Source organism: Salicola sp. Rm-C-2C1-2, assembly GCF_040196175.1.
GTDB lineage: Bacteria > Pseudomonadota > Gammaproteobacteria > Pseudomonadales > Oleiphilaceae > Halospina.
Window position 1 is genome coordinate 45273 of sequence record NZ_JBEFNF010000003.1, and the last position, 19863, is coordinate 65135.

Here is a 19863-nt window from a genome sequence, read left to right on the forward strand (position 1 = left end):
CTCAAAGCACCCGGTAGGTGGCCATCTTGCAGGTATTGCCCTCCTCGATCTGGTAGGGCGTGTCGTAGAAGCTGACCAGCTCCCACACGCCCTGCACTTCCAGATCCAGCATCCGCTTGCGGTAACCGTATTCCTCGTAGGCCCCCTCGCGCACGGTGAACACGATCATCCCACCCGGGCGGGTAACGCGGATCAGCTCATCAAAGCCATCAGCCGTGATGTGGCCGTAGGTAAAGGTGCCGGTGCAGACCACAGCATCGTAGGCATTGTCGTCCAGCGGCAGGCGTTCTTTCATGTCCGCCTGGATCAGCTGGCGGTAGACGTTCTTGGTCTCCGCCTGGTCCAGCATGTCCCGGGAATAGTCCAGTGCGTCCAGGGTGTGGTAGCCCAGCCTGGCCAGTTCCTCTCCCACCAACCCGGTGCCGCTGCCGGCATCCAGGATGAGCGCGTCGTGGTTGCCAACAAGCGCCTGGTCCAGGGCCTTGGCGCTGGTAACATGCGCCACATAGCCGAGCTCCGCCAGGTCGCTGTCGTAATCCGCTGCCCACGCCTTGTAGGCGTCCATCAGCTGCTCATGATCGTCCGCTGTGTATACCTTGTTCAGGATTTCAGTCTTGGTAATGGTCTTGTCCGTCATGACCGGCTCCTCATCAATAATCCAGCAACGCTATCCAATCGGCTACCTTAGCAGCCTGAGCATGGAACACCGGAAACCATGCTTGCTATTAAATCGCGCACAATTTAAAATGCCCAGCATGAACGATAACGGTAATTCCCAGGAAAGCCTGCTCGCGCTGGACCGGCAAGTCTGCTTCGCCCTGTATTCGGCCCAGCTGGCAATGAGCAAGGTCTACCGCAAGCTGCTGAAAGAGCTGGATCTGACCTATCCCCAGTACCTGGTGATGCTGGTCCTGTGGGAAGAAGACGGCCAGACCGTCTCTGGGATCGGAGAAAGGCTGTTCCTGGATTCGGCCACCCTCACGCCGCTTCTCAAGCGACTGGAGACCGCCGGCCTTCTGCGGCGCCAGCGCAGCCAGGAGGACGAGCGACAGGTCGAGGTGGTTCTCACGGAACAGGGGCAGGCACTACGGGAACGGGCCGAGGCCGTACCGGAATCGGTGATGTGTGCCACGCAGTGCAGCCCGGAAGAACTGGAACGGCTGCGTGACGACCTGCATAAGCTGCGCCAGCGGCTTACCGATTAACGTTCGTTTTTAATCATTTAAATCGCGCGCTATTTAATAGCGAACCACCGAAAACCCGAGAGGAGGAAGACCATGGGTGCAGAAAAGATCCTTTACCAGGCCCAGGCAACCGCCACCGGCGGCCGTGACGGCAAAGCCGCAAGTGACGACGGCCAGCTCAACGTGAACCTGACCACCCCCAAGGAGCTGGGTGGCGCCGGCGGGGAAGGCACCAATCCCGAGCAGCTCTTCGCGGCCGGCTATTCCGCTTGTTTTCAGGGCGCATTGAAGCTTGTGGCAGGCAAGGCCAAGGTCAATCTGCCCGAGGAAACCACCATCACCGGCCAGGTCGGCATCGGGCCGGAAGGCGACGGCTTTGGTATTGCCGTCACGCTGCACATCCATCTACCTGACCTTGATCAGCAGCAGGCCGAGGAATTGGTGCACAAGGCGCACCAAGTATGCCCGTATTCCAACGCCACCCGGAATAACGTGCCGGTGGAGCTGGTGGTGACGGTCTGAAGACAGCCATGGCGCATAGATGGGGCCGTCCAGGAGGCGGCCTTATCCACTTCGCCATCCGCGTTTAGATCTGGCCCGTCCAGCGCCACCCCAGGCGCCAACAAGCCTCCTTGTTCACCGGCGTTGACGCCAGCGGTTCATGGCCTCTAGCTTCGCCCGCATTCGCCGGACATGGCTGCCCTCCCAGAAAAGCTGGCAACAGATTGCGCAGGCCCAGACACTCTGCCCATCCAACCAGATGGAACCGGGGTAGTAGTGCGCCACCTCCCACTCGCTCGCCTCGTGCAACAAAGTATTGCAGTTCTTGCAGCGTGTGAACGGCGCCCAACACCAGTCCAGATCCAGCCTTTGGGTCAGATCCCGCAGCCGTGCCTCGTCATCCTGGCCCTGGAGATAGATGACATAGCGGGGCGCGTCGGCGAACGCCAGAAGATCGGAATCAGCGCTAAGCAGCCAGCGCCCCTCGGCACGCGCCTGAGCCATCAGCTCATCGTCCGGCAGACCCTGAGTGGGCACCTCCGTATCATACCCCGCAACGCGCAGCCACTGGGCAATGCCGCTTAGCATTTCGTCGCAGAGTATTCGCACTGCTGTCGGCTCCCGCCATGAATCGAACAGACACTCTGTTAGCAGCGTGCTGCCGGCAAGCGCTGATCACCAATTGCAAGCGCTACCCTTTAGGCAGGTCCGGAACCCAGTGAGACATTGGGTGCTCCCTGCCCCAGCAACTCAACCGCTTCAGCAACCACATCCTCAACAACGTCACGAGCCGATCGCACACGATCGATCAGATCCACCGCCTCACCCACAATGAGCGGGGCAAGGTTGAAATCCCCCTCCTCTATACCAGCCTGGAACCGTTCCCGCTCATCGGTAAGGTTTTCCTCGAGCTCAGGCAGGTGGTCGTGCCATCGGTCGGTCATGCGGTTGCGCAGACTGCGTGACGTGTAGGGCTCCGGCCAACCGTAGCCCCTTAACCTGTCAAATACCGAGCTGCGAACCGTGTCGTCGCCAACGGCGCTGGCTGCACCCGCCTTGGCAGTCGGATGCGCGAGGGATTCCTCGGTGGCGTAGAAGCGGCTGCCCATCAGGACCCCGCTTGCTCCGAGCATCATGGCCGCCGCCGCGCCGCGTCCGTCCGCGATACCGCCGGCCGCAACCACGGGGACAGAACCAACGGCGTCCACCACGGCAGGTACCAGGGGCAGCGTGGCCCGGTTCGCGCCATGCCCGCCGGCCTCGGTGCCCTGGGCGATGATGACGTCCGCGCCTTCATCCACGGCCTTCTTTGCCTGCTCCACAGTCTGGACCTGTGCCAGCAGGCAACAATCGGCCTTTCTGATCTTCTGGGCAAACCCGGCCAGTTCCCCGAACGAGAGCATCATGGCACTGGGCTGATGCGCCAGCACCTGGTCGAGCAGATCCGGCTTCTGTTTCAGGCTCCAGGTGATGAAGCCAACGCCAACGGGCGTATCAGCCGCGCTGGCCAGTTCCCGCTCAAGCCATTCCGCATCACCGTAGCCCCCCCCGATCAGGCCCAGCCCGCCTGCCTCCGAGACCGCCGAAGCCAGATGCCCACCTGCGACCCAGGCCATGGGGGCAGACAGGACCGGGTGGCGGATGCCCAGTAGGCGCGTAAGCGGTGTTTCTAGGTTTTTTTCGTTCATAGCCATTTCAGTCATCAGTGGATTTAACCAACCTTAACGCGACATCAGTATGCTGGGTCCCGACACCGCTTTCACTGCGCGAGCCATCCATGGAGAACACCTCGGAGGCCACGAATCCAATATCCTCAGTGGCCACCCCGACCTGCAGGGAATTCATTGCCTCCTACTAATCAGCTGGGCGTCACTCAGGATCGTTGAAAGTGCCTTACTCGAACGCATCCTCCAGTTGCTTTCGAATAACTCGCCACAGCTCGGTGCTTCCCAGCCCAATCCGTGCATTAAGATCCAATATCTGTTACCGGGTTACGCCATGTGTACGCCAACTGTGACCGAACCCATGCAAATTCTGGAGTAGCGGGGGGGACACGGTCTATGGCCTTGGCATAGCGAGCATCTGGCGTCTCACCGGCCTCAAAACCGCCGCTCTGTTCGATTCATGCAGATTCAGCGTGCCAGATGAAGGGCCCTGCTCTCCCTGGACAGCACCTGATCAAAACCAACAACTCTGGACACGGCATCAACCAGAGCGTACGCGTTCCCGTCTTTCCAACTATGCGGTCTCTGGCGTCGCGGGATACCGTATATTGGGCCACGCCCACATACGGCATTCATGTTCCCCATTGATCCAACCAAGAGCCGTTAGAAGATCTGATTTCTCAGCAATGCGTAATGCCATTTAAACCATTCCCCTGACCGTCCGACACCAATTAGCACTCATAGGCAACTCGGGCTAGTCCTGTTGAGATACAGGAGCAGGCTCATGTTCTTCGATTCCCCTGAAAGCGGCAGTAGTAAGCGCCCCAATCGCCAGCAGAACCGCAGCCGATAGAAAGGCAGGTTGGTAGGTACCTGTCGCCTCCCTGACAGCCCCACCTATGTAGACACCCGTAGCGGCGAAGATCTGATGCGCGAACAAGGTGCAGCCAAGAATGGCGCCAAGACCGCCTGCCCCAAACCTGTCACTGATCAGCCCCGTTTTAAGCGGTATGATAGGGAACGAGGACACGCCATAGACCACTGCGAAGACGTAGAGCTGCCAGATCTGCCCCAAGACAGCCAAGCAGCTCAGCGAGAGCGCACGGACCAGGTAAAGCCCAACCAAAATAGGCTTCTTACCGATCCGAGGGGCCACCTGCCCAAGAGCCCACATGCTCAGAGCACTTGCACAGGCGGCTATTCCCAGCAGGTTGCCCCCCAATGCTTTGGTGCCCCCCAGATCAACGGCGAAGCCGGGCAGGTGCATCGCGACCATGTACAGTGAATAGCCGCAGCTCACGTACCCGATCATTGCACAATAGAAATCAAATGATCGGATCGCCTCTGAAAAGGTGGCACTTTTCGATTCCGTTCCAAAACCTGCTGGGATGGTATCGCCATCAGGGAGCTGCCCAACCTCGCGCGGGTTATTTCGAACTCCCAGGAACACCATGGGCGCCACAAGGAACAGCATCCCTGCACCGAGTACAGCAAACGCCGTTTGAACCCCTCCAAGATAGATCAACCAACCTGCAAGAGGAAGGAGCAGCAACTGACCGACATTAATCCCCATTGAGCTGCGGGCAAGCATCCTGCCCCTTCCTTTCACATACCAGCGGGATACCAGCACTGCGTTTGCCATAGAGCCACAGCCGGCAAACCCGATTGCGGTAACAACCCCATAATACAGGAAGAACTCCCACTGGTACTCAATGGTCGCGGACATCAGGAACGCAAGCCCCATCAATGCAGCGGATGTGGTAATGACGGGGCGAGGCCCAATCCGGTCAATAACTCGCCCAAGGAACGGCTGTAACACACCCCATACAACCATGTTCACGGAGACAGCAGTACTGAGCGTTGCTAGCGACCAGCCGTGAACGGCGTGCAGCTCAGCAAAGAATTGTCCCGCCGAAAGATTCAGGCCAAACGCCCCCATCATCACCACAAATGAGATCGTGACCATTCGACCGCCAATGAACTGGCTTTCTGACGCCATAGCTACAACTATAGAAAAGATAATTGGATTGAATCAGGTACTGGAATAGAGCTGCCGAGTTCCTGGTGTGAAGCCATGGAGCAGGCGAGCGAGATGACGAGGCACGGCATCCAGCGTCGATCGTTGTCGGAAACTATCTTGAACGCAGGGAAAGTGGTCAAAAACCGTGTCCGGGAATGCCGCGCTTACGCAGTACGCCGTAAGTTTTTCATTCAGCGCGACAGTCTCCGCTCATACGCCTCTCTTGAGGTTGATTTCCGCCCTAAAAGTAATCTTCCAGCCAACGACACACAAGACCCCAACACCATCTCATGCACCACCCCACACCCCGCCCGATGGTCGTAATTACCGAAAGGTTCTGGCATACTCCGCGCCTGTAGATAACAGCAATGCTTTCCCGCACCCCGTCACGCCGCGAGCCTGGCGGGGTGCTACCGCTTAGAGGGGTGCGCCCCGAACAACCATCCGCACCCCGGGGCCGCCGCGCTGCCCTTCATCCTGGCAGCCGCGCGCCGTAACCGATTTTGAAACATCTGAAAGTGAGGTCATCGTGAGTAAAACTTACACGGATCCGTGCCCGGCCCAGCTGATCGAGCTGTCACTGGAAAGGAATGAGGGCAAACTCGCCTCCAATGGCTCACTGGTGGTAACAACCGGCGAGCGCACTGGGCGCTCCCCCGTTGACCGCTTCATCGTGGAGGAGCCCAGCACCGTTAACCAGATCGACTGGGGCAAGATCAATCACCCCTTCGACCCTGACAGGTTCGATGCACTGTGGGAGCGCGTCCAGGCCTATCTGGGTGAGCGTGAACACTTCACATCCCATGTACACGTAGGCGCCGACCCGAACGTCTACCTGCCGGTGAAGATGACGACTGAGCTGGCCTGGCAGAACCTGTTCGGTCTGAATCTGTTCATCCGCCCGGATCAGTACAATCCCATCGACAACCCGGAATGGGAGATCCTGAACGCGGCTGACTTTGAATGCGTGCCCGAGCGGGACGGCACCAACAGCAACGCCAGCGTCATCATCAACTTTGCGCGTAAACGCGTGCTGATCGCGGGCATGCATTACGCCGGTGAGATGAAAAAGGCCATGTTCTCAGTACAGAACTTCCTGTTACCGGACCATGATGTACTGCCCATGCACTGCTCCGCCAACGTGGGCGATGACGGTGATGTGTGCCTGTTCTTCGGCCTTTCCGGTACTGGTAAGACCACTCTTTCCGCCGATCAAAGCCGTTACCTGATCGGTGACGACGAGCACGGCTGGGGTGAGAACACCGTCTTCAACCTGGAGGGCGGCTGCTACGCCAAAACCATCGATCTGTCGCGCAAGAACGAGCCCATTATCTGGGATGCGATCAAGTTCGGCGCCCTTGTCGAGAATGTGGTCGTGGATGAGCAGACCCGGGAACCGGACTACACCGACACCTCCCTCACTGAGAACGGACGCTGCGCTTACCCGCTGGAGCACGTCGAGAAACGGGTGGTCGAGAACCGTGCTGGCGAGCCCAAGCACATCATCTTCCTGACCTGTGACATGACCGGCGTATTGCCGCCCGTGTCCATTCTTTCACGCGAGTCCGCCGCCTACCACTTTCTCAGCGGCTACACCGCGCTGGTGGGCTCCACAGAGATGGGCTCCGACGAGGGATTGAAGTCCACTTTCTCCACCTGCTTTGGTGCCCCCTTCTTCCCGCGACCAGCCGGCGTCTATGCTGAGCTTCTGATGAAACGCGTGGATGCGTTCGACAGCAAGGTCTTCCTGGTGAATACCGGCTGGACCGGCGGACCCTATGGCGTGGGTAAGCGCTTCTCAATCCCCACCACGAGGGCCATCATCAACGCCATCCAGGATGGCGAGCTGGACGATACCGAAACCCAGCATCTGGAGAACCTTAATCTGGACGTACCGACTTCAGTGCCCGGCGTTGAGACCAAGCTTCTGAACCCGCGCCAAACCTGGGACGATCCGGCCGAGTACGACGCCAAGGCTCAGGAGCTGATCGCCCAATTCGTGGAAAACTTCAGCAAATTCGATGTACCGGATTCAATCATCAATGCCGGCCCGAAGCTGAACCGCTGAACCGGCTCAAGCGCCCGTCGGGGCGCTTACCCTGAAAGGCCCCGGTGGTGTGATCACGCCGGGGCTTTTTTGCGTTGGGGCTTGGTTAAAGGGCGTACAAAAGAAGCGGCACAAAAGCAACCAGCACGAGCGCCGCTCCCATCACTAGCATGGGCATCAGAATCCGCTCATGGCGTTGATAAAAGCTGCCGCCACTGGCCTCCGTCTGCGCCAGGCGCACTTCCTGATCCCCCACAACCTGCCGCGTAAGGAGGTGGTTCAGGGAAACGGGCGGCGTCAGGTAGCCCAGCTCGAACGCCACCAGCGTCACCATCCAGAAGTGCACCGGGTCAATGCCGCTCTGGTAGGCGAAGGTGGCCACGGTGGCACTCACCAGGATGACTGCACCAAAGGCGTCCATGATCATCCCCAGACCCACCAACAACAGCACCATCAGGCCCATAGCCAGCCAGGGGCTCGCCACGCTGTCCGGGAACAATGCCATAAGCTCGGCGCGCTCGATCACACCGCCCAGACTGATGGAGAGCCCGAACAGCAACAACAGCGCACCGATTTCAGCAGTGGTATCACTGGTAGCGTGGCGCAGGCTGGCCTCGAAGCCACTGTTGGCCTGGCCACCAGCGGTCTGCAGCAGCTCCCGACCCCGGAAGCGGATAGCCTCAAAAACCAGCACACTTAGCAACATCACCGGCAGGATACGTGGTGCGGAGAATTCATCCAGAGTCACGCCCAGCCCCCAACTGTAGACCAGGACGACACCGGCCACGACCAGCGCGTACGGAATCAGCGGCCGCAGGGCCTGGAGCATCTCCGGGATGGCCTGCCCCGGCGGTGCCAGCTTCACCCGGCTTTGGCGGTTAACCAGCATGGTCACCACTAAGAACAGCACCGCCGAGAGCATAAAGACAATGGCGCCCCAACTGAAGAGCTCATCCGTCGTGACCTCACGATTAAGCATGGCAATAACCACCACCAGCAGGCAAGGTCGCAGCACCACGCCCATGGATCCGGACATCGCAGTAGCGGCCAGGGCCAGCTGACGGCGGGCACCGGCGGCGCGCAGCTCGTGGTAGATGACGGCCCCGGCGGCAATCACGAAAATACCCGAGGCACCGGTATAAGCGGTGGGAATGGCCGCCACCACCACGGCCACAGTGGCCAGTAGTTCCGGTGGCATGCCCAGGGGCCGGAAGACGTCAAACACCAGGGTCGCCACTCGGGTCTGTTTGAGCATCATACCCGCCCAGACGTAAAGCGCCACGTTCACGAAGATCTCCGAGTGCTCCATAAGCGCACCCAGATAGACGCCGATGCCCTGCATGTAACCAAAGCTCAGGAAGTAGGCGCCAGAGATGAAGCACATCACCGCATACAGCGGGATTGTTGCCAGTGCCGGCAGGAGGCGGCCGCCGCTGCGCAGGCCCAACGGCTCCCGCAGCAGCCGGTAGATACTGGCTACCGTCAGCACCGCGAAGCAGAACACCCAGAGCAGGTTCAGCATATCCCGGGCCGGTGGCACTACGTCCATGGACTGGTGCACATGGTTGCGGTAGATCCAGCTAGAGGCCATCAACATCACATTGGCAATGGTCTGGGCGCTGTAGGAGATCCGGTAGTCCGTGCGAGTTTCGATGCCCCGGATAGCGATCTGGTGGCGCCCCAGCGTCGCCGTCGCCGCACAGATGGCGACCAGCAGGATCAACAGCGGGCGTTGCCAGTTGAGGCCGACCGCCGTCAGCTCCGCCAAGCCCTGCTCCATGCTGCGGTACAGCCTTACCGGCGTAGTGATCCGTTCCTTTGTGGCCTGGTACTGGAGATGGCTGGCCTCGCAAGCGCGCTGAGCGGCGATCACGGAACGGCGAATGGCCCCGCGGTCGACCTCGGATTCACCCAGCAGGCCCGCGATCTCGTCGTCCAGTTTGCGTTCCGCCACTCGGTCGACTTTGGACTCAACGTCCACCATGGGATTGCAATCCGGCTTCTGCGGGTCCTCGCGCAGCTGGTAATAGCCGGACCAGAAATGCTCTCCGAGTTGGAGTGCCTTATTGTGGAAGTCCGTGGTCGTGGCCAGGAACACAAACAGAAGAAGAATCAGGCAAGCCGGCAGCGACGAGAACCATTCGATGCCGGTACGGCGTGGCAGACCCATACAGCAGACCCGGTCAGTTGGTGGCTTCAGCCCTCAGAGCGGGCGCATTCCGCACGTGAAGGCTCCACCCGACAGCGGATGCCACGCATCAGCTTGAGCGCCGTCGCGTCAAACTCGCCTTCGTCACGCAACTGATCACGCACCTCACGGAGCATGGCATCGTATTCATGGCGCTGCTGTTCCGTGGGCTGCATCCAGTACTTTTCCTTAACCTTGGACTCAGCGTCCTCGATAATCCCATAAGCCTCGTCCACGCGGCTGAAGGCATAGTCACGCACCTGGCTCACGTACTCCTCAGGGAAGGCGTCGCGCCGCACAATGACCTGGAAGTTCATCTGCGCCAGGGTGTAGTCAAGAATGGCGCCATTCTCACCCAGCCCCTTATAGAGCTCCAGCGGCTCATACGCCACCGCCGGAGCATAGGCGGCATCCACACTGCCGTTATTGAAGCGCCCTGAAAAATTGGAGGTGCTGGAGCCAACCACGGAGGCACCCACATGCCGCACCATGGTGATAGAGGCTTTGTCGTGGTCCAGCGTGGCGATGCGTTTGCCCTGGAGCTCTTCCACGGTATTGATGGCGCGGTCATCCAGGAAAAGGTAAACCGCGCCCGCCGGCAGCACGCCCACCACCTCGTACTTGTCGGTCCGCAGGTACTTGCGGGCATTATCCTGGCTGAGGATCTGCATCAGCATGCGCATCTCCTCCTCGCCCGGAATCGCACCCATGGCCTCCAGCGAGCCGGTAAAGCGGTTGAAGTCGCGGGCCATGGTTCCGGTCAGAAGGACAAAGTCGCACTGGCCGTTGCGGAATTCCTCGGCGGCTATCTTCTCGCTGGTGTAGGCGCGCATATCCAGCTCCACACCGTGTTCCAGCGCCATGGGGCGGGCCGACTGCATCAACTCGAACAGCGGGCCGTTGGCGCCCACGGGATCGAAAACGCAGAAGCTGCGCTTGATGACATCGTCTTGCTGGGCGCTGGCGCTCAGGGGGGTACCCAGCGTTACGGCAGCCAGCGCGATCATGAGTGTGCGTTTCAGGGTTGTCATCTCTATTCCTCCACGCCCGTTACATCAGTTCATTCAGGTCAATGGTTTCGGATTCCGGGTCCGGATCATCCCAGAACTCGCCCAGCTGGCCAGTGGGCGTACGATGGCCCTGGGCTCGCGTCCAGAGCCGATCTGAAAGGGCCTGAATATGGCGCGTCGCCGTCTCGTCAATCATCACCCAGTCCTCAGCGGCGGGCTTGGCTTCAATGGCCGACGCATGGCGACGGATCACGTCCCGCATCATGGCGCGGTCACCCGCATTCTCAGCGGCGACCGCGTGGAAGACGTGGGCAAGCCGCACGCCGGCTTCTTCGCCCTTGCGGCTGGCTTTTTCCAGCTGTTTGAACGGTTCGGCATCATCCGGCGCGGCGGAGGGCAGCATGGCCCAGACAGCGGCCTGCATAGCACCCGGAGCGCCCCACCAGCGATCGTCATCCAGACACTCCGTTGCTCGGGCAACCCGCGAGCCGATGTTGTTGGGAATACCCAGCTGTTCGCCCGCGCGCACCTGGGTATTCATGGCCTGCAGGCCGGAAATCAAACCGGCCAGGAACATGAACTGGTCCGTCTCCGTTTCAAGGCGTTCTGCGGGGCACTTGCCGTTACCCACATGGCCGTAATGCTCATTCATGCGTTTCCAGGCTTCATGGAAGCGCAGAGCCGCTTCCCGGTAATGACGACTGGCGGCATAACGAGCGTCCTGTGCAGCATCCGGGTCGCGATCACGCATCAGGCGCTCGTACTGCAGGTCCTGCTCACGCGCCCGGGTTTCGGAGCAACCGGCAGCGGAGAGGTGCATCATGATGCCAAGCTGGTTGGGGTCATCTGTCACCCGTCCAAAAGACATCATCAATGGGGTCGTCGCCTCACTCATGGCGCAGGACATGCCGACGTCAGCCTGTTGCAGCACATAGGGCGTGGTATGTTCCTTTGACAGCCCCTGCATCACGTTGCCACTCGTGGCGTACATGTGATGGCGGATCATCGAACAACCGCCCAGCATGGCCGCGAGCACAAGCAGCACGATGGTTCGCGCCCAGAATCGGGGCCTGGCCACACCAGAGAGGATTGCGGTCATGGTTGGTCCTCAACTTTTTTTTGATTGTTGTTGCGCGTGTGCAGCGAATACCCGCAGCACCGTCATAGCCCGTCATATCCAAGGCGGCATTATGCGTAACCCTTGGATCAATTTGTGAGACCAATACCACAAAGCCTGGTATGAGACTGTTCCCACGCTGGGAAAGGCTTCCAAAAAGGGTTTGACAGCAGACGAAGGTGGGCTATACCTGGACGGTATTGACCGCAACGATCAAGAGGAGAACCAAACCATGCGTAAACCGGAACTGGCATCGGCCATCGCCGAGGAAGCAGGGCTATCCAAAGGCAAGGCTCAAGAAGTGCTGAACGCCGTCACGGATCAGATCACCGCGGCTCTCGCAAAGGACGAGGGCGTTACCCTGCCGGGCTTTGGCAGTTTCACCGTGCGTGAACGCAGCGCGCGCACCGGTCGGAATCCACAGACGGGTGCCTCCATCCAGATTCCGGCGAGCAAATCAGTGGGCTTTAAAGCGGGCAAACCTCTGCGCGAGGCCATCGAGTAAGATCCGGGCACCGGCCTTACCCGGGATTGTCATCCTTACCTGCCTCAAGCCGTGCCAGCCGTCGCTCGATAGAAGTCAGTTCCGTCTGCATGGCCGCCTGGCGATCCAGAGCATCGCCGGTGTTGCGGGCAATCCGCCACAACAGCCAGGCGATGACGGCAAGCAGCAGTGTTGCAATCCAGCTCATGACCCGTTTCCCCCATGCTCATGCCGGATACGACCGTCCACCGCGGTCAGCGTAACAATGCCGGGCAATTCCCGATCTCTCACCGGCAGGTGGGCCCCGGCGGAAAACAGGGACCCAGCTGCGGGCATCCAGCGCTGCTCCGGTGCTATAAGCGTCAGATCCGCCGGCGCGCCCTCGGCGATCACCGGTGCCTCCAGGTCCAGCACCCGCGCGGGCCCCGTGATCAATGCCTGCAGCAGCCCCTCGCGCGAAAGTTCCCCGGCGGCCACCCGTTCCAGCCCCAGCGACAGGGTTGATTCCACGGTGGAAAGCCCGGGCTGGGTCTCCGGGAAAGGCGCAAGCTTGGCGGCTTCATCCGAGGGGCGGTGCTGGCTGACGATGGCATCAATCACGCCGCTTTCCACGCCCTCGAGCAACGCCCGTCGATCGGCTTCCGTGCGCAGCGGCGGACGGCAGTGGAAGGTCCCGTTGTAGCCCTCAATGGCCTGCTCAGTAGCCACCAGATGGCTGATGCCCACTTCAGCGGTCACGTTGTGCCCGGCCTCCTTGGCGGCCTGGACCAGTGCCACCGAGCGGGCACAGCTCAGCGGTCCAAGATGCAGGTTCGCGCCGGTTTCCTCGGCCAGCATCAGGAGTTCACTCACGGCCGTTGTCTCAGCTACTTGCGGAATTCCCGGCAAGCCCAGGCCGGCGGCGACCAGCCCATCGTGGGCACAGCCATCGGAGGCCAGAGAGGCATTCTCGGGCTGCAGGAAAAGCCGGAGACCGAAAGTGTGAGCATACGCCATGCACCGGCGCAGCACCCGCGAGCTGGTGGTGGCATGGCCGCCGTTGCCAAGGGCGACACAGCCGCCCCGGGTCAGCGCCACCATGTCACTAAGGCGCTCACCCTGCAGCCCCCGCGTCACTGCGCCTACTGGCAGAACCCGGGTGTGGCCGTTGCGTGCGGCCATGTCCAGAATCAGGTGAGTCACGGCGCCGGAGTCGTTGACCGGGCTGGTATTCGGGGTGGTACAGACGGTTGTGAAGCCACCGCGCGACGCGGCGCGGGTTTCACTTTCGATGCTGCCACCACGGTCACTGCCCGGTTCAGGCAGGTGGCAGTTAAGATCAATCAGCCCCGGCAACAACCACTGGCCGCAGCCGTCTACCACACGCTCCACCCGGTAACCGGAAAGATCGCTGCCCAGCGCAGCAATACGACCATCGGCTACGAGCACCGAGGTGCATTCCGCCGCCGGCTCACCATTGGTGACAGGGTGAATGTTATCGACGCGCCACTTCACGGTGAAGCCACTCCCTCTCCGGTTGCAGACTGGCGTTCATTGAGCTGGCCGCCCATCGCCATGGACATAACAGCCATACGCACTGCAATGCCATTGGTCACCTGCCCCAGGATCACCGACTGTGGGCCGTCCGCCACGGCGGATTCAATCTCCACCCCCCGGTTAATGGGGCCTGGGTGCATGACCAGCGCACCGGGATTGGCATAAGCCAGCTTCTCGCGGTTGAGGCCGTACATGCGATAGAACTCACTCTCACTCGGCAGCAGCGCCCCTTCCATGCGTTCGCGCTGGAGCCGCAGCATGATGATCACATCAACGTTGCGCAGGCCTTCTTCCATGCGGTGGAAAACCCGCGCGCCCAGAGCCTCGGGGTCATGGGGCAAAAGGGTATCCGGTGCAATCAGCCGGACCTCGTCCACACCCAGGGCGTTGAGCGCCCGGATCTGGGATCGGGCCACCCGCGAATGCTGGATATCACCCACAATCGCCACACGAAGACCGCTGAAGGTTGTCATATGCTGGCGGATGGTCAGAACGTCGAGCATGGCCTGAGTAGGATGTTCATGGCGTCCGTCGCCGGCGTTGATGATGGCGACATCGGGCGTCACGGACTGGGCGATGAAATGCGGCGCCCCGCTCTGCGAATGGCGGATTACGAACATATCACTGGCCATGGCGCGCAGGTTGAGCAGAGTATCCGAGAGAGATTCGCCCTTGGAGGTCGCGGAGGTGCCAATATCAAGGTTGAGCACGTCTGCCGAAAGCCGCTTGGCCGCCAGCTCAAAGGTGCTGCGCGTGCGGGTGCTGGGCTCGAAGAACAGATTGACCAGGGTTCGCCCACGCAGCAGTGGCACCTTCTTGATGGTGCGCTCGCCCACTTCGATGAACGAGTCGGCAGTATCCAGTATGCGGGTAAGCAGAGGTTTGTCCAGTCCCTCAATGGCGAGGAAGTGGCGCAGCTCTCCGTCGGCGGTCAGCTGCAGTCGGCGGCTGTTGTCAGGCATCAGGCACTTCCTCCACCGTGAGTTCCAGCGGCTCCGGGCCCTGAAGTTTGATGCGCTGGCACGCGCCCAGGCTCCGATGGATGCCGGTCACATCCGGCTGGATAGGCAGTTCACGCCGGCCAAGATCCACCAGCGTGGCCAGGGTGATCGATTCCGGCCGGCCATAGTCGAAGAGTTCATTCATGGCGGCACGGATGGTGCGCCCGCTCATGATCACATCATCCACCAGCAGCAGGTTCTGCCCCTCAGTCTCGTATGGCAGCCGCGACGGACTGATTCGGGGATGGAGCCCGATGCGGCTGAAGTCATCCCGGTAGAACGTGATGTCCAGCTCGCCGCATTCGGTCTCAATGCCGAGGCGGCGACGCAGCGCCTGAGCAACCCAGACACCACCGGTGCGGATCCCCACCGGGCACAGACTACTAAGACCCTGCGCACTGATGTGGGCGCGCAGGTCGTCGGTCATGCGGTTCAGAAGCTGTTCAATGTCCTGCACGGAGGCTCCTATCTGTCAGTCACTGGCCGAGGCGCACCAGGTTTCGAGGATCAACTCCGCCGCGCGCCGGTCCACGCCCTCGTCCGCGTGGTCCGGAACCCGGCCCTGTGCCAGCGATTCCTGCTTGGCCTCATGGGTGGTCAGGCGTTCATCCACCATGGTTGCGGAGCGATGATAGCGTCCTTCAAGCCGTCGTGCGAACTTGCGTGCCAGGTGACACAGCCAGGTTTCGGTACCATCCATGTCCAGTGGCAGGCCCACCAGGAACAGATCCGGCTGCCAGGTCTCGACCAGCTCGCCCACCTGGTTCCAGTCCGGAACCCCGTCCCGGGCCTTCAGCCGCGCCTTGCCGGCGCCATACCCCAGCATTTGCTGCCCTACCGCCACGCCGATCCACTTCTCGCCAAAGTCGAAAGCCATCAGGCTACGGCTCTCAGGCATGTCCCACGCCTCCCGTGAGATGGCCGGGGCTGACGCCCAGTTTCTCCAGGGCTGCATTAAGGCGCTGCTCCGATTCGCGCTCGAAGACAATGGACTCATCCACCGGGCAGGTGAGCCAGGCGTCCCCGGCTAGCTCCTCCTCCAGCTGCCCCGGCCCCCAGCCGGCGTAACCCAGGAGCATCAGAAAGTCGTCAGGCCCCTCGCCTGCCGCAATGGCACTGAGAATGTCGCGCGATGTGGACACGGCCAGGCTATCCGTAAGCGCGATGGAACTTTGCCAATGGCCCACGGGCCGATGCAGCACAAAACCGCGCTCGGGTTGCACCGGCCCACCCTGATAGACGGGAGCCTGGGGGGCGTCGCCATCCATCGACAGCTGCGAGAGCAGGTCGCCAAGCTCGAGATCCATCGGGTGGTTGATGGTCAGACCCATGGCGCCTTCATCGCTGTGTTCATAGATGTAGGTCAGTGACCCCTCAAAGCGTGGGTCCGCCAGATAAGGGGTCGCGATAAGGAACTGGTTGGTCAGGAATTGCGGCTGCGTACTCATGACCGCAGTATTCCTTGACTGCGGCTTGCGTACAAGAGGGATTACCCCCTATCCGGGGCGCTACCGCTGAGACCACGCGGCTGGAATGACCAGGTGCGGATGATCTCAAGCACGTCCTGCTCCTCCGCCATGCGCCCACTGAAGGCCTGGAAGGGGCTCGCCTGCCGGACAATGCGCCGCGCCGCATCATCCAGAACGGCATAGCCGGAGGACTGCAGGATCTTCATCTCGCGCAGGCTGCCGTCGTTGTTAATGGCGACCAGCATCCGGACCTGACCGTGCAGCCCCCGCTGACGCGCTTCCTTGGGATAATTGAGATTACCGGTCCGTTCGATCGACTGCTGCCATTTGCGGACATAGGCAGCACCGGCGTCCTCCATGGTGGAAACGGAGGTTACCCGGTTAATCCTGGGACGCTGGGCGTACTCGTTCTGTTGCTGGCTGAGACGGGCCTCCAGGCTGGCAATATCCCGGCTGCGCTCCATGAGCGTTTCATGGGGGGTGTCCCGTTCCGGCGCCTCAGGGTCTTCCCTGCTTTGCTCCGGCACCCGTCGGCGGGACTCGGCTTCCGTCGTGACACGGCTGGAGGCACCACCACTCTCTGGCCGGGGTTTGGGCTGAGGGGGTGTAGCCTGGCGGGTTTCAGAATCAGATAGCGGCGCTGGCTCAGTAGTGGTCATCTCCTGAACCGATTCGGCGTCACCACTGCCCTGCTGAGCGGCTTCAGCCAGAAAGTCTGCGTCCTCCGGTGCCTCCGCACTCGGACGGGTAGCTACTGTCACATCCATACTGGGGTCGGTGGTTGAGGGATCCTCGGGGGCAAAACCCACCCCCAGAATCAAGACCCCATGGAAAACCAGGGCTGCAAAGAGGGTCAGCCCCAGGCGATCGGCATGCGTTACTTCCGCCACGGCAGCCTCAGCGCCCGGACCGGTTGTCCAGGCGGACGGCAATGGCCGCCATGAGGCGCCCGCCGATGTCGTCACCAAAGGCCCGGTCGAGCTCGCGCACGCAGGTGGGGCTGGTGACGTTGACCTCGGTGAGATAATCGCCAATCACATCAATACCTACAAACAACAGCCCCCGCGCCTTTAGTGCCGGACCCACCTGCTCGCAGATCCAGCGATCGCGGTCGGTCAGTTCACGCCCGACCCCCTGACCGCCGGCAGCCAGGTTGCCCCGGCTCTCACCCGCTCCGGGAATGCGCGCCAGTGAATACGGCAGCGGTTCACCATCGATCATAAGAATGCGCTTGTCGCCGTCGCGGATCTCAGGCAGGTAGCGCTGAGCCATGGCAGAACGCGTGCCGTCCTCGGTGAGGGTCTCAAGAATAACACTCAGGTTCTCATCCTGCGGGCGCACCCGGAAGATGGACTTGCCTCCCATACCGTCCATGGGTTTCATGATGACGTCACCGTGTTCGCTGTGGAACTCCCGCAGCTTCTGCGGATCCCGGCTGACCAACAACGGCGGGATGCACTGGGGAAAGCGCGTGGCGAACAGCTTTTCGTTGCAGTCGCGCAGGGCGTGTGGCGGATTGAGCACCAGCGCGCCCTGGCCTTGCGCCATCTCCAGGATCCAGGTGGCCATAATGAAGGCGTCGTCCACCGGTGGATCCTGGCGCATCAGGATGACGTCAAGCTCCCCCAGGTTCTGATCCCGGCTTTCGCCGAATTCATGCCACTGCTGAGGGTCATCGAACACCTCCAGGGCGCGTGTCCGGGCTCGGGCCTCACCATCGCGCACGTAGAGATCGTCCGTCTCCATATAGCGCAGGTACCAGCCTCGACGCCTGGCTGCCAGCAGCAGCGCCAGCGTGGTGTCCTTTTTGAAGCTGATCCGTTCAATCGGATCCATGACCACACCCAGGGTCACATTCATCAGAGGGCCTCCCGGAGCCATATTAAAGAACCGGCAATGTGCCGGAAATGCGTGCCAGAGAATACCTGCTATGCTGGAAAAAGGGCAGTAGTTGTGCAAGCTGGCTTTACAGGCTCTTGCCTACCGCCGCTATAGTGAGACAGATCACAATCAGTGACACGGCACCGGTGGAGGCCCGAGCCTCGGTGCGCTATAACAATGGGGTCGTATAGAACACGCGGGAGATCTGTGTTAAAACGGCGCCTCGCACGCATTGAGGCCGAACTCAGGGCATGGAACGCCTGCTGGGCCGCCGACAACAACAACGATCTCTTTCTCTAGCGCAGGGCTTTTGGACAATGGACGATAACTTCGAAAACCTCAAAGTCATGGTGATCGACGACAGCAAGACGATTCGTCGCACCGCTGAAACGCTTCTCAAGAAAGTGGGCTGCGAAGTCATCACGGCCACCGATGGTTTTGATGCCCTCGCCAAAATCGCGGATTCCCAGCCAGACATCATCTTTGTTGATATAATGATGCCACGGCTCGACGGCTACCAGACCTGCGCCCTGATCAAGAACAACGATGCTTTCAAGCAGACGCCCGTGATCATGCTGTCGAGTAAGGATGGCCTATTCGACAAGGCCAAGGGCCGCATCGTGGGTTCGGATCAGTACCTGACGAAGCCTTTCAGCAAGGATGAACTGCTTGGCACCATCCGTGATCACATGCCCACGCGCCAGGAATGACCGTATAGGCATGCCCCATTATTTGACGACCCAGCACAGAGGAACCCATGGCTCGTATCCTGATCGTTGACGACTCACCCACGGAGGTGAAAAAGATCTCCGGACTGCTGACCAAGAACGGCCACGAAGCACTGAGTGCTGACAACGGCTCCGACGGTGTTGCCATCGCTCGTTCGGAACAGCCGGATCTGGTCCTGATGGACGTGGTCATGCCGGGGCTGAATGGCTTCCAGGCAACACGACAGCTGACCCGCAGTTCGGAAACCCAGCACATTCCGGTAGTCATCGTGACTACCAAAGACCAGGAAACCGACCGTGTCTGGGGCACACGCCAGGGGGCCCGCGGGTACCTGGTGAAGCCAGTGCCTGAGGACGAGCTCCTCAAGACCATCGATGACCTGCTGACCTGAACGGGAGCGCCGGATGTCCGCGCAGGCCACCTCTCCTGGCTCCGACCCGTTCAGCGTCCTGACGGATATTGCCCAGCGCAGCCACGAAATGGCTGCCGGGCTGCCCAAGCAGGAAGAAGCGGTCGAACTGTTCAGCGGTATCGGCTTTTCTCTGGCGGGCCAGCGGTATGTGGCACCCATGGGTGAGGTAGTCGAGATTCTGGATGTCCCCCGATTCACTCCGGTCCCTGGCGTGCGTACGTTTATGCTCGGGGTCGCCAATGTCCGTGGCCGCCTGCTGCCGATCATTGATCTCGCCCTGTTCTTCGGCCTTCCCAGGCCCGCCGGCAATCTGCGCGAGCGCCGCGTGCTGGTGATCGAGCAGGGCAGCCTGTTCAGCGGCCTGATCGTGGACGATGTCCTGGGTATGCAGTATTTCAGCGTCGACAGCCATATGTCGGAACCGGAAGAATCCACCGCCACGGTAAAACCGTTTCTGCGGGGGGCTTACCTGCGCAGCGATGAGGTATGGAACGTTTTTTCCACTCAGGCGCTGGCGGAGAACGAACAGTTTCTGGATGTCGCGCACTGGTAGTGCGTGTGCTGTAACCACCGGATTCATCGATCAAAAACAACATCAGAGTGACAGGCCAGGAGCCGAA

23 protein-coding genes are annotated in these 19863 nt (G+C 60.8%); 7 read left to right on the forward strand and 16 right to left on the reverse strand.

What is annotated here, in order from left to right; all coding sequences use genetic code 11:
* Window position 1 precedes the first annotated feature (1 nt).
* Complete coding sequence (locus AAF659_RS07360; RefSeq protein ID WP_349751079.1) at window positions 2–637, reverse strand: class I SAM-dependent DNA methyltransferase; 636 nt, start codon at window positions 635–637, stop codon at window positions 2–4.
* Window positions 638–755: 118 nt separating this feature from the next.
* Here AAF659_RS07360 and AAF659_RS07365 point away from each other — a divergent pair, with 118 nt between their 5' ends.
* Entirely contained in the window at window positions 756–1205 is a 450-nt protein-coding gene (locus AAF659_RS07365) for a MarR family winged helix-turn-helix transcriptional regulator (RefSeq protein WP_349751307.1), read from the forward strand.
* Between the two features lie 72 nt (window positions 1206–1277).
* On the forward strand, window positions 1278–1706 hold the full coding sequence (locus tag AAF659_RS07370) for an organic hydroperoxide resistance protein (protein WP_349751080.1): 429 nt from the start codon (window positions 1278–1280) through the stop codon (window positions 1704–1706).
* Window positions 1707–1820: 114 nt separating this feature from the next.
* On the opposite strand, the gene AAF659_RS07375 is transcribed toward AAF659_RS07370, so the two are convergent.
* The 4 genes from AAF659_RS07375 to AAF659_RS07390 all read right to left on the reverse strand — a co-directional run bounded on the left by AAF659_RS07375 (window position 1821) and on the right by AAF659_RS07390 (window position 5315).
* Window positions 1821–2294 carry a DUF5615 family PIN-like protein gene (locus tag AAF659_RS07375; protein ID WP_349751081.1) on the reverse strand — a complete coding sequence of 158 codons (474 nt, stop codon included), beginning with the start codon at window positions 2292–2294 and terminating at the stop codon, window positions 1821–1823.
* Window positions 2295–2383: 89 nt separating this feature from the next.
* A complete protein-coding gene (locus AAF659_RS07380; RefSeq protein ID WP_349751082.1) occupies window positions 2384–3373 on the reverse strand; it encodes an NAD(P)H-dependent flavin oxidoreductase in 990 nt (329 codons plus the stop codon).
* A 7-nt stretch (window positions 3374–3380) separates the two neighbouring features.
* The gene (locus AAF659_RS07385) at window positions 3381–3530 is read right to left on the reverse strand and encodes a hypothetical protein (protein WP_349751083.1); all 150 of its coding nucleotides are present in this window, start codon (window positions 3528–3530) and stop codon (window positions 3381–3383) included.
* Window positions 3531–4103: 573 nt separating this feature from the next.
* Window positions 4104–5315, reverse strand: coding sequence for an MFS transporter (locus AAF659_RS07390; protein ID WP_349751084.1), 1212 nt, complete (start codon window positions 5313–5315; stop codon window positions 4104–4106).
* A 583-nt stretch (window positions 5316–5898) separates the two neighbouring features.
* Here AAF659_RS07390 and AAF659_RS07395 point away from each other — a divergent pair.
* Complete coding sequence (locus AAF659_RS07395; protein WP_349751085.1) at window positions 5899–7437, forward strand: phosphoenolpyruvate carboxykinase; 1539 nt, start codon at window positions 5899–5901, stop codon at window positions 7435–7437.
* Between the two features lie 85 nt (window positions 7438–7522).
* Here AAF659_RS07395 and AAF659_RS07400 read toward each other — a convergent pair whose 3' ends face one another.
* From AAF659_RS07400 to AAF659_RS07410, 3 genes are read right to left on the reverse strand one after another with little or no spacing between them, the layout of a single operon-like run.
* A complete protein-coding gene (locus tag AAF659_RS07400; protein WP_349751086.1) occupies window positions 7523–9586 on the reverse strand; it encodes a TRAP transporter large permease subunit in 2064 nt (687 codons plus the stop codon).
* A gap of 26 nt (window positions 9587–9612) precedes the next feature.
* On the reverse strand, window positions 9613–10635 hold the full coding sequence (locus AAF659_RS07405; protein ID WP_349751087.1) for a putative solute-binding protein: 1023 nt from the start codon (window positions 10633–10635) through the stop codon (window positions 9613–9615).
* A 19-nt stretch (window positions 10636–10654) separates the two neighbouring features.
* Complete coding sequence (locus tag AAF659_RS07410; RefSeq protein WP_349751088.1) at window positions 10655–11713, reverse strand: hypothetical protein; 1059 nt, start codon at window positions 11711–11713, stop codon at window positions 10655–10657.
* Window positions 11714–11963: 250 nt separating this feature from the next.
* On the opposite strand from AAF659_RS07410, the gene AAF659_RS07415 reads away from it, so the two are divergent.
* Window positions 11964–12236 carry an HU family DNA-binding protein gene (locus AAF659_RS07415; protein ID WP_349751089.1) on the forward strand — a complete coding sequence of 91 codons (273 nt, stop codon included), beginning with the start codon at window positions 11964–11966 and terminating at the stop codon, window positions 12234–12236.
* A gap of 16 nt (window positions 12237–12252) precedes the next feature.
* On the opposite strand, the gene AAF659_RS07420 is transcribed toward AAF659_RS07415, so the two are convergent.
* Genes AAF659_RS07420 through gshB form a run of 8 tightly spaced genes read right to left on the reverse strand, consistent with a single transcriptional unit; the run spans window position 12253 to window position 18081 of the window.
* A complete protein-coding gene (locus AAF659_RS07420; RefSeq protein ID WP_349751090.1) occupies window positions 12253–12423 on the reverse strand; it encodes a hypothetical protein in 171 nt (56 codons plus the stop codon).
* A complete protein-coding gene (locus tag AAF659_RS07425; protein WP_349751091.1) occupies window positions 12420–13709 on the reverse strand; it encodes a dihydroorotase in 1290 nt (429 codons plus the stop codon). The genes AAF659_RS07420 and AAF659_RS07425 overlap by 4 nt, the downstream gene beginning before the upstream one ends.
* Window positions 13706–14713, reverse strand: coding sequence for an aspartate carbamoyltransferase catalytic subunit (locus AAF659_RS07430; protein ID WP_349751092.1), 1008 nt, complete (start codon window positions 14711–14713; stop codon window positions 13706–13708). Before AAF659_RS07430 ends, AAF659_RS07425 begins: the two co-directional genes overlap by 4 nt.
* Window positions 14706–15209, reverse strand: coding sequence for a bifunctional pyr operon transcriptional regulator/uracil phosphoribosyltransferase PyrR (gene pyrR / locus AAF659_RS07435; protein WP_349751093.1), 504 nt, complete (start codon window positions 15207–15209; stop codon window positions 14706–14708). Before pyrR ends, AAF659_RS07430 begins: the two co-directional genes overlap by 8 nt.
* Window positions 15210–15224: 15 nt before the next feature.
* Entirely contained in the window at window positions 15225–15650 is a 426-nt protein-coding gene (ruvX, locus tag AAF659_RS07440) for a Holliday junction resolvase RuvX (protein ID WP_349751094.1), read from the reverse strand.
* Window positions 15643–16200, reverse strand: a complete 558-nt coding sequence (locus AAF659_RS07445; protein WP_349751095.1) for a YqgE/AlgH family protein — start codon at window positions 16198–16200, stop codon at window positions 15643–15645. The genes ruvX and AAF659_RS07445 overlap by 8 nt, the downstream gene beginning before the upstream one ends.
* 41 nt (window positions 16201–16241) lie before the next feature.
* Entirely contained in the window at window positions 16242–17111 is an 870-nt protein-coding gene (locus AAF659_RS07450; protein WP_349751096.1) for a TonB family protein, read from the reverse strand.
* 7 nt (window positions 17112–17118) lie between these two features.
* Complete coding sequence (gene gshB, locus AAF659_RS07455) at window positions 17119–18081, reverse strand: glutathione synthase (RefSeq protein ID WP_349751097.1); 963 nt, start codon at window positions 18079–18081, stop codon at window positions 17119–17121.
* 338 nt (window positions 18082–18419) lie between these two features.
* On the opposite strand from gshB, the gene pilG reads away from it, so the two are divergent.
* The 3 genes from pilG to AAF659_RS07470 are packed head-to-tail and all read left to right on the forward strand — an operon-like array spanning window position 18420 to window position 19796.
* Window positions 18420–18812: a twitching motility response regulator PilG gene (gene pilG, locus AAF659_RS07460; RefSeq protein WP_349751308.1), complete on the forward strand. Its 393-nt coding sequence runs from the start codon at window positions 18420–18422 to the stop codon at window positions 18810–18812.
* Window positions 18813–18859: 47 nt separating this feature from the next.
* Window positions 18860–19222, forward strand: coding sequence for a twitching motility response regulator PilH (pilH, locus tag AAF659_RS07465; RefSeq protein ID WP_349751098.1), 363 nt, complete (start codon window positions 18860–18862; stop codon window positions 19220–19222).
* Window positions 19223–19235: 13 nt separating this feature from the next.
* Complete coding sequence (locus AAF659_RS07470) at window positions 19236–19796, forward strand: chemotaxis protein CheW (RefSeq protein WP_349751099.1); 561 nt, start codon at window positions 19236–19238, stop codon at window positions 19794–19796.
* The last annotated feature ends 67 nt before the right edge of the window (window positions 19797–19863 follow it).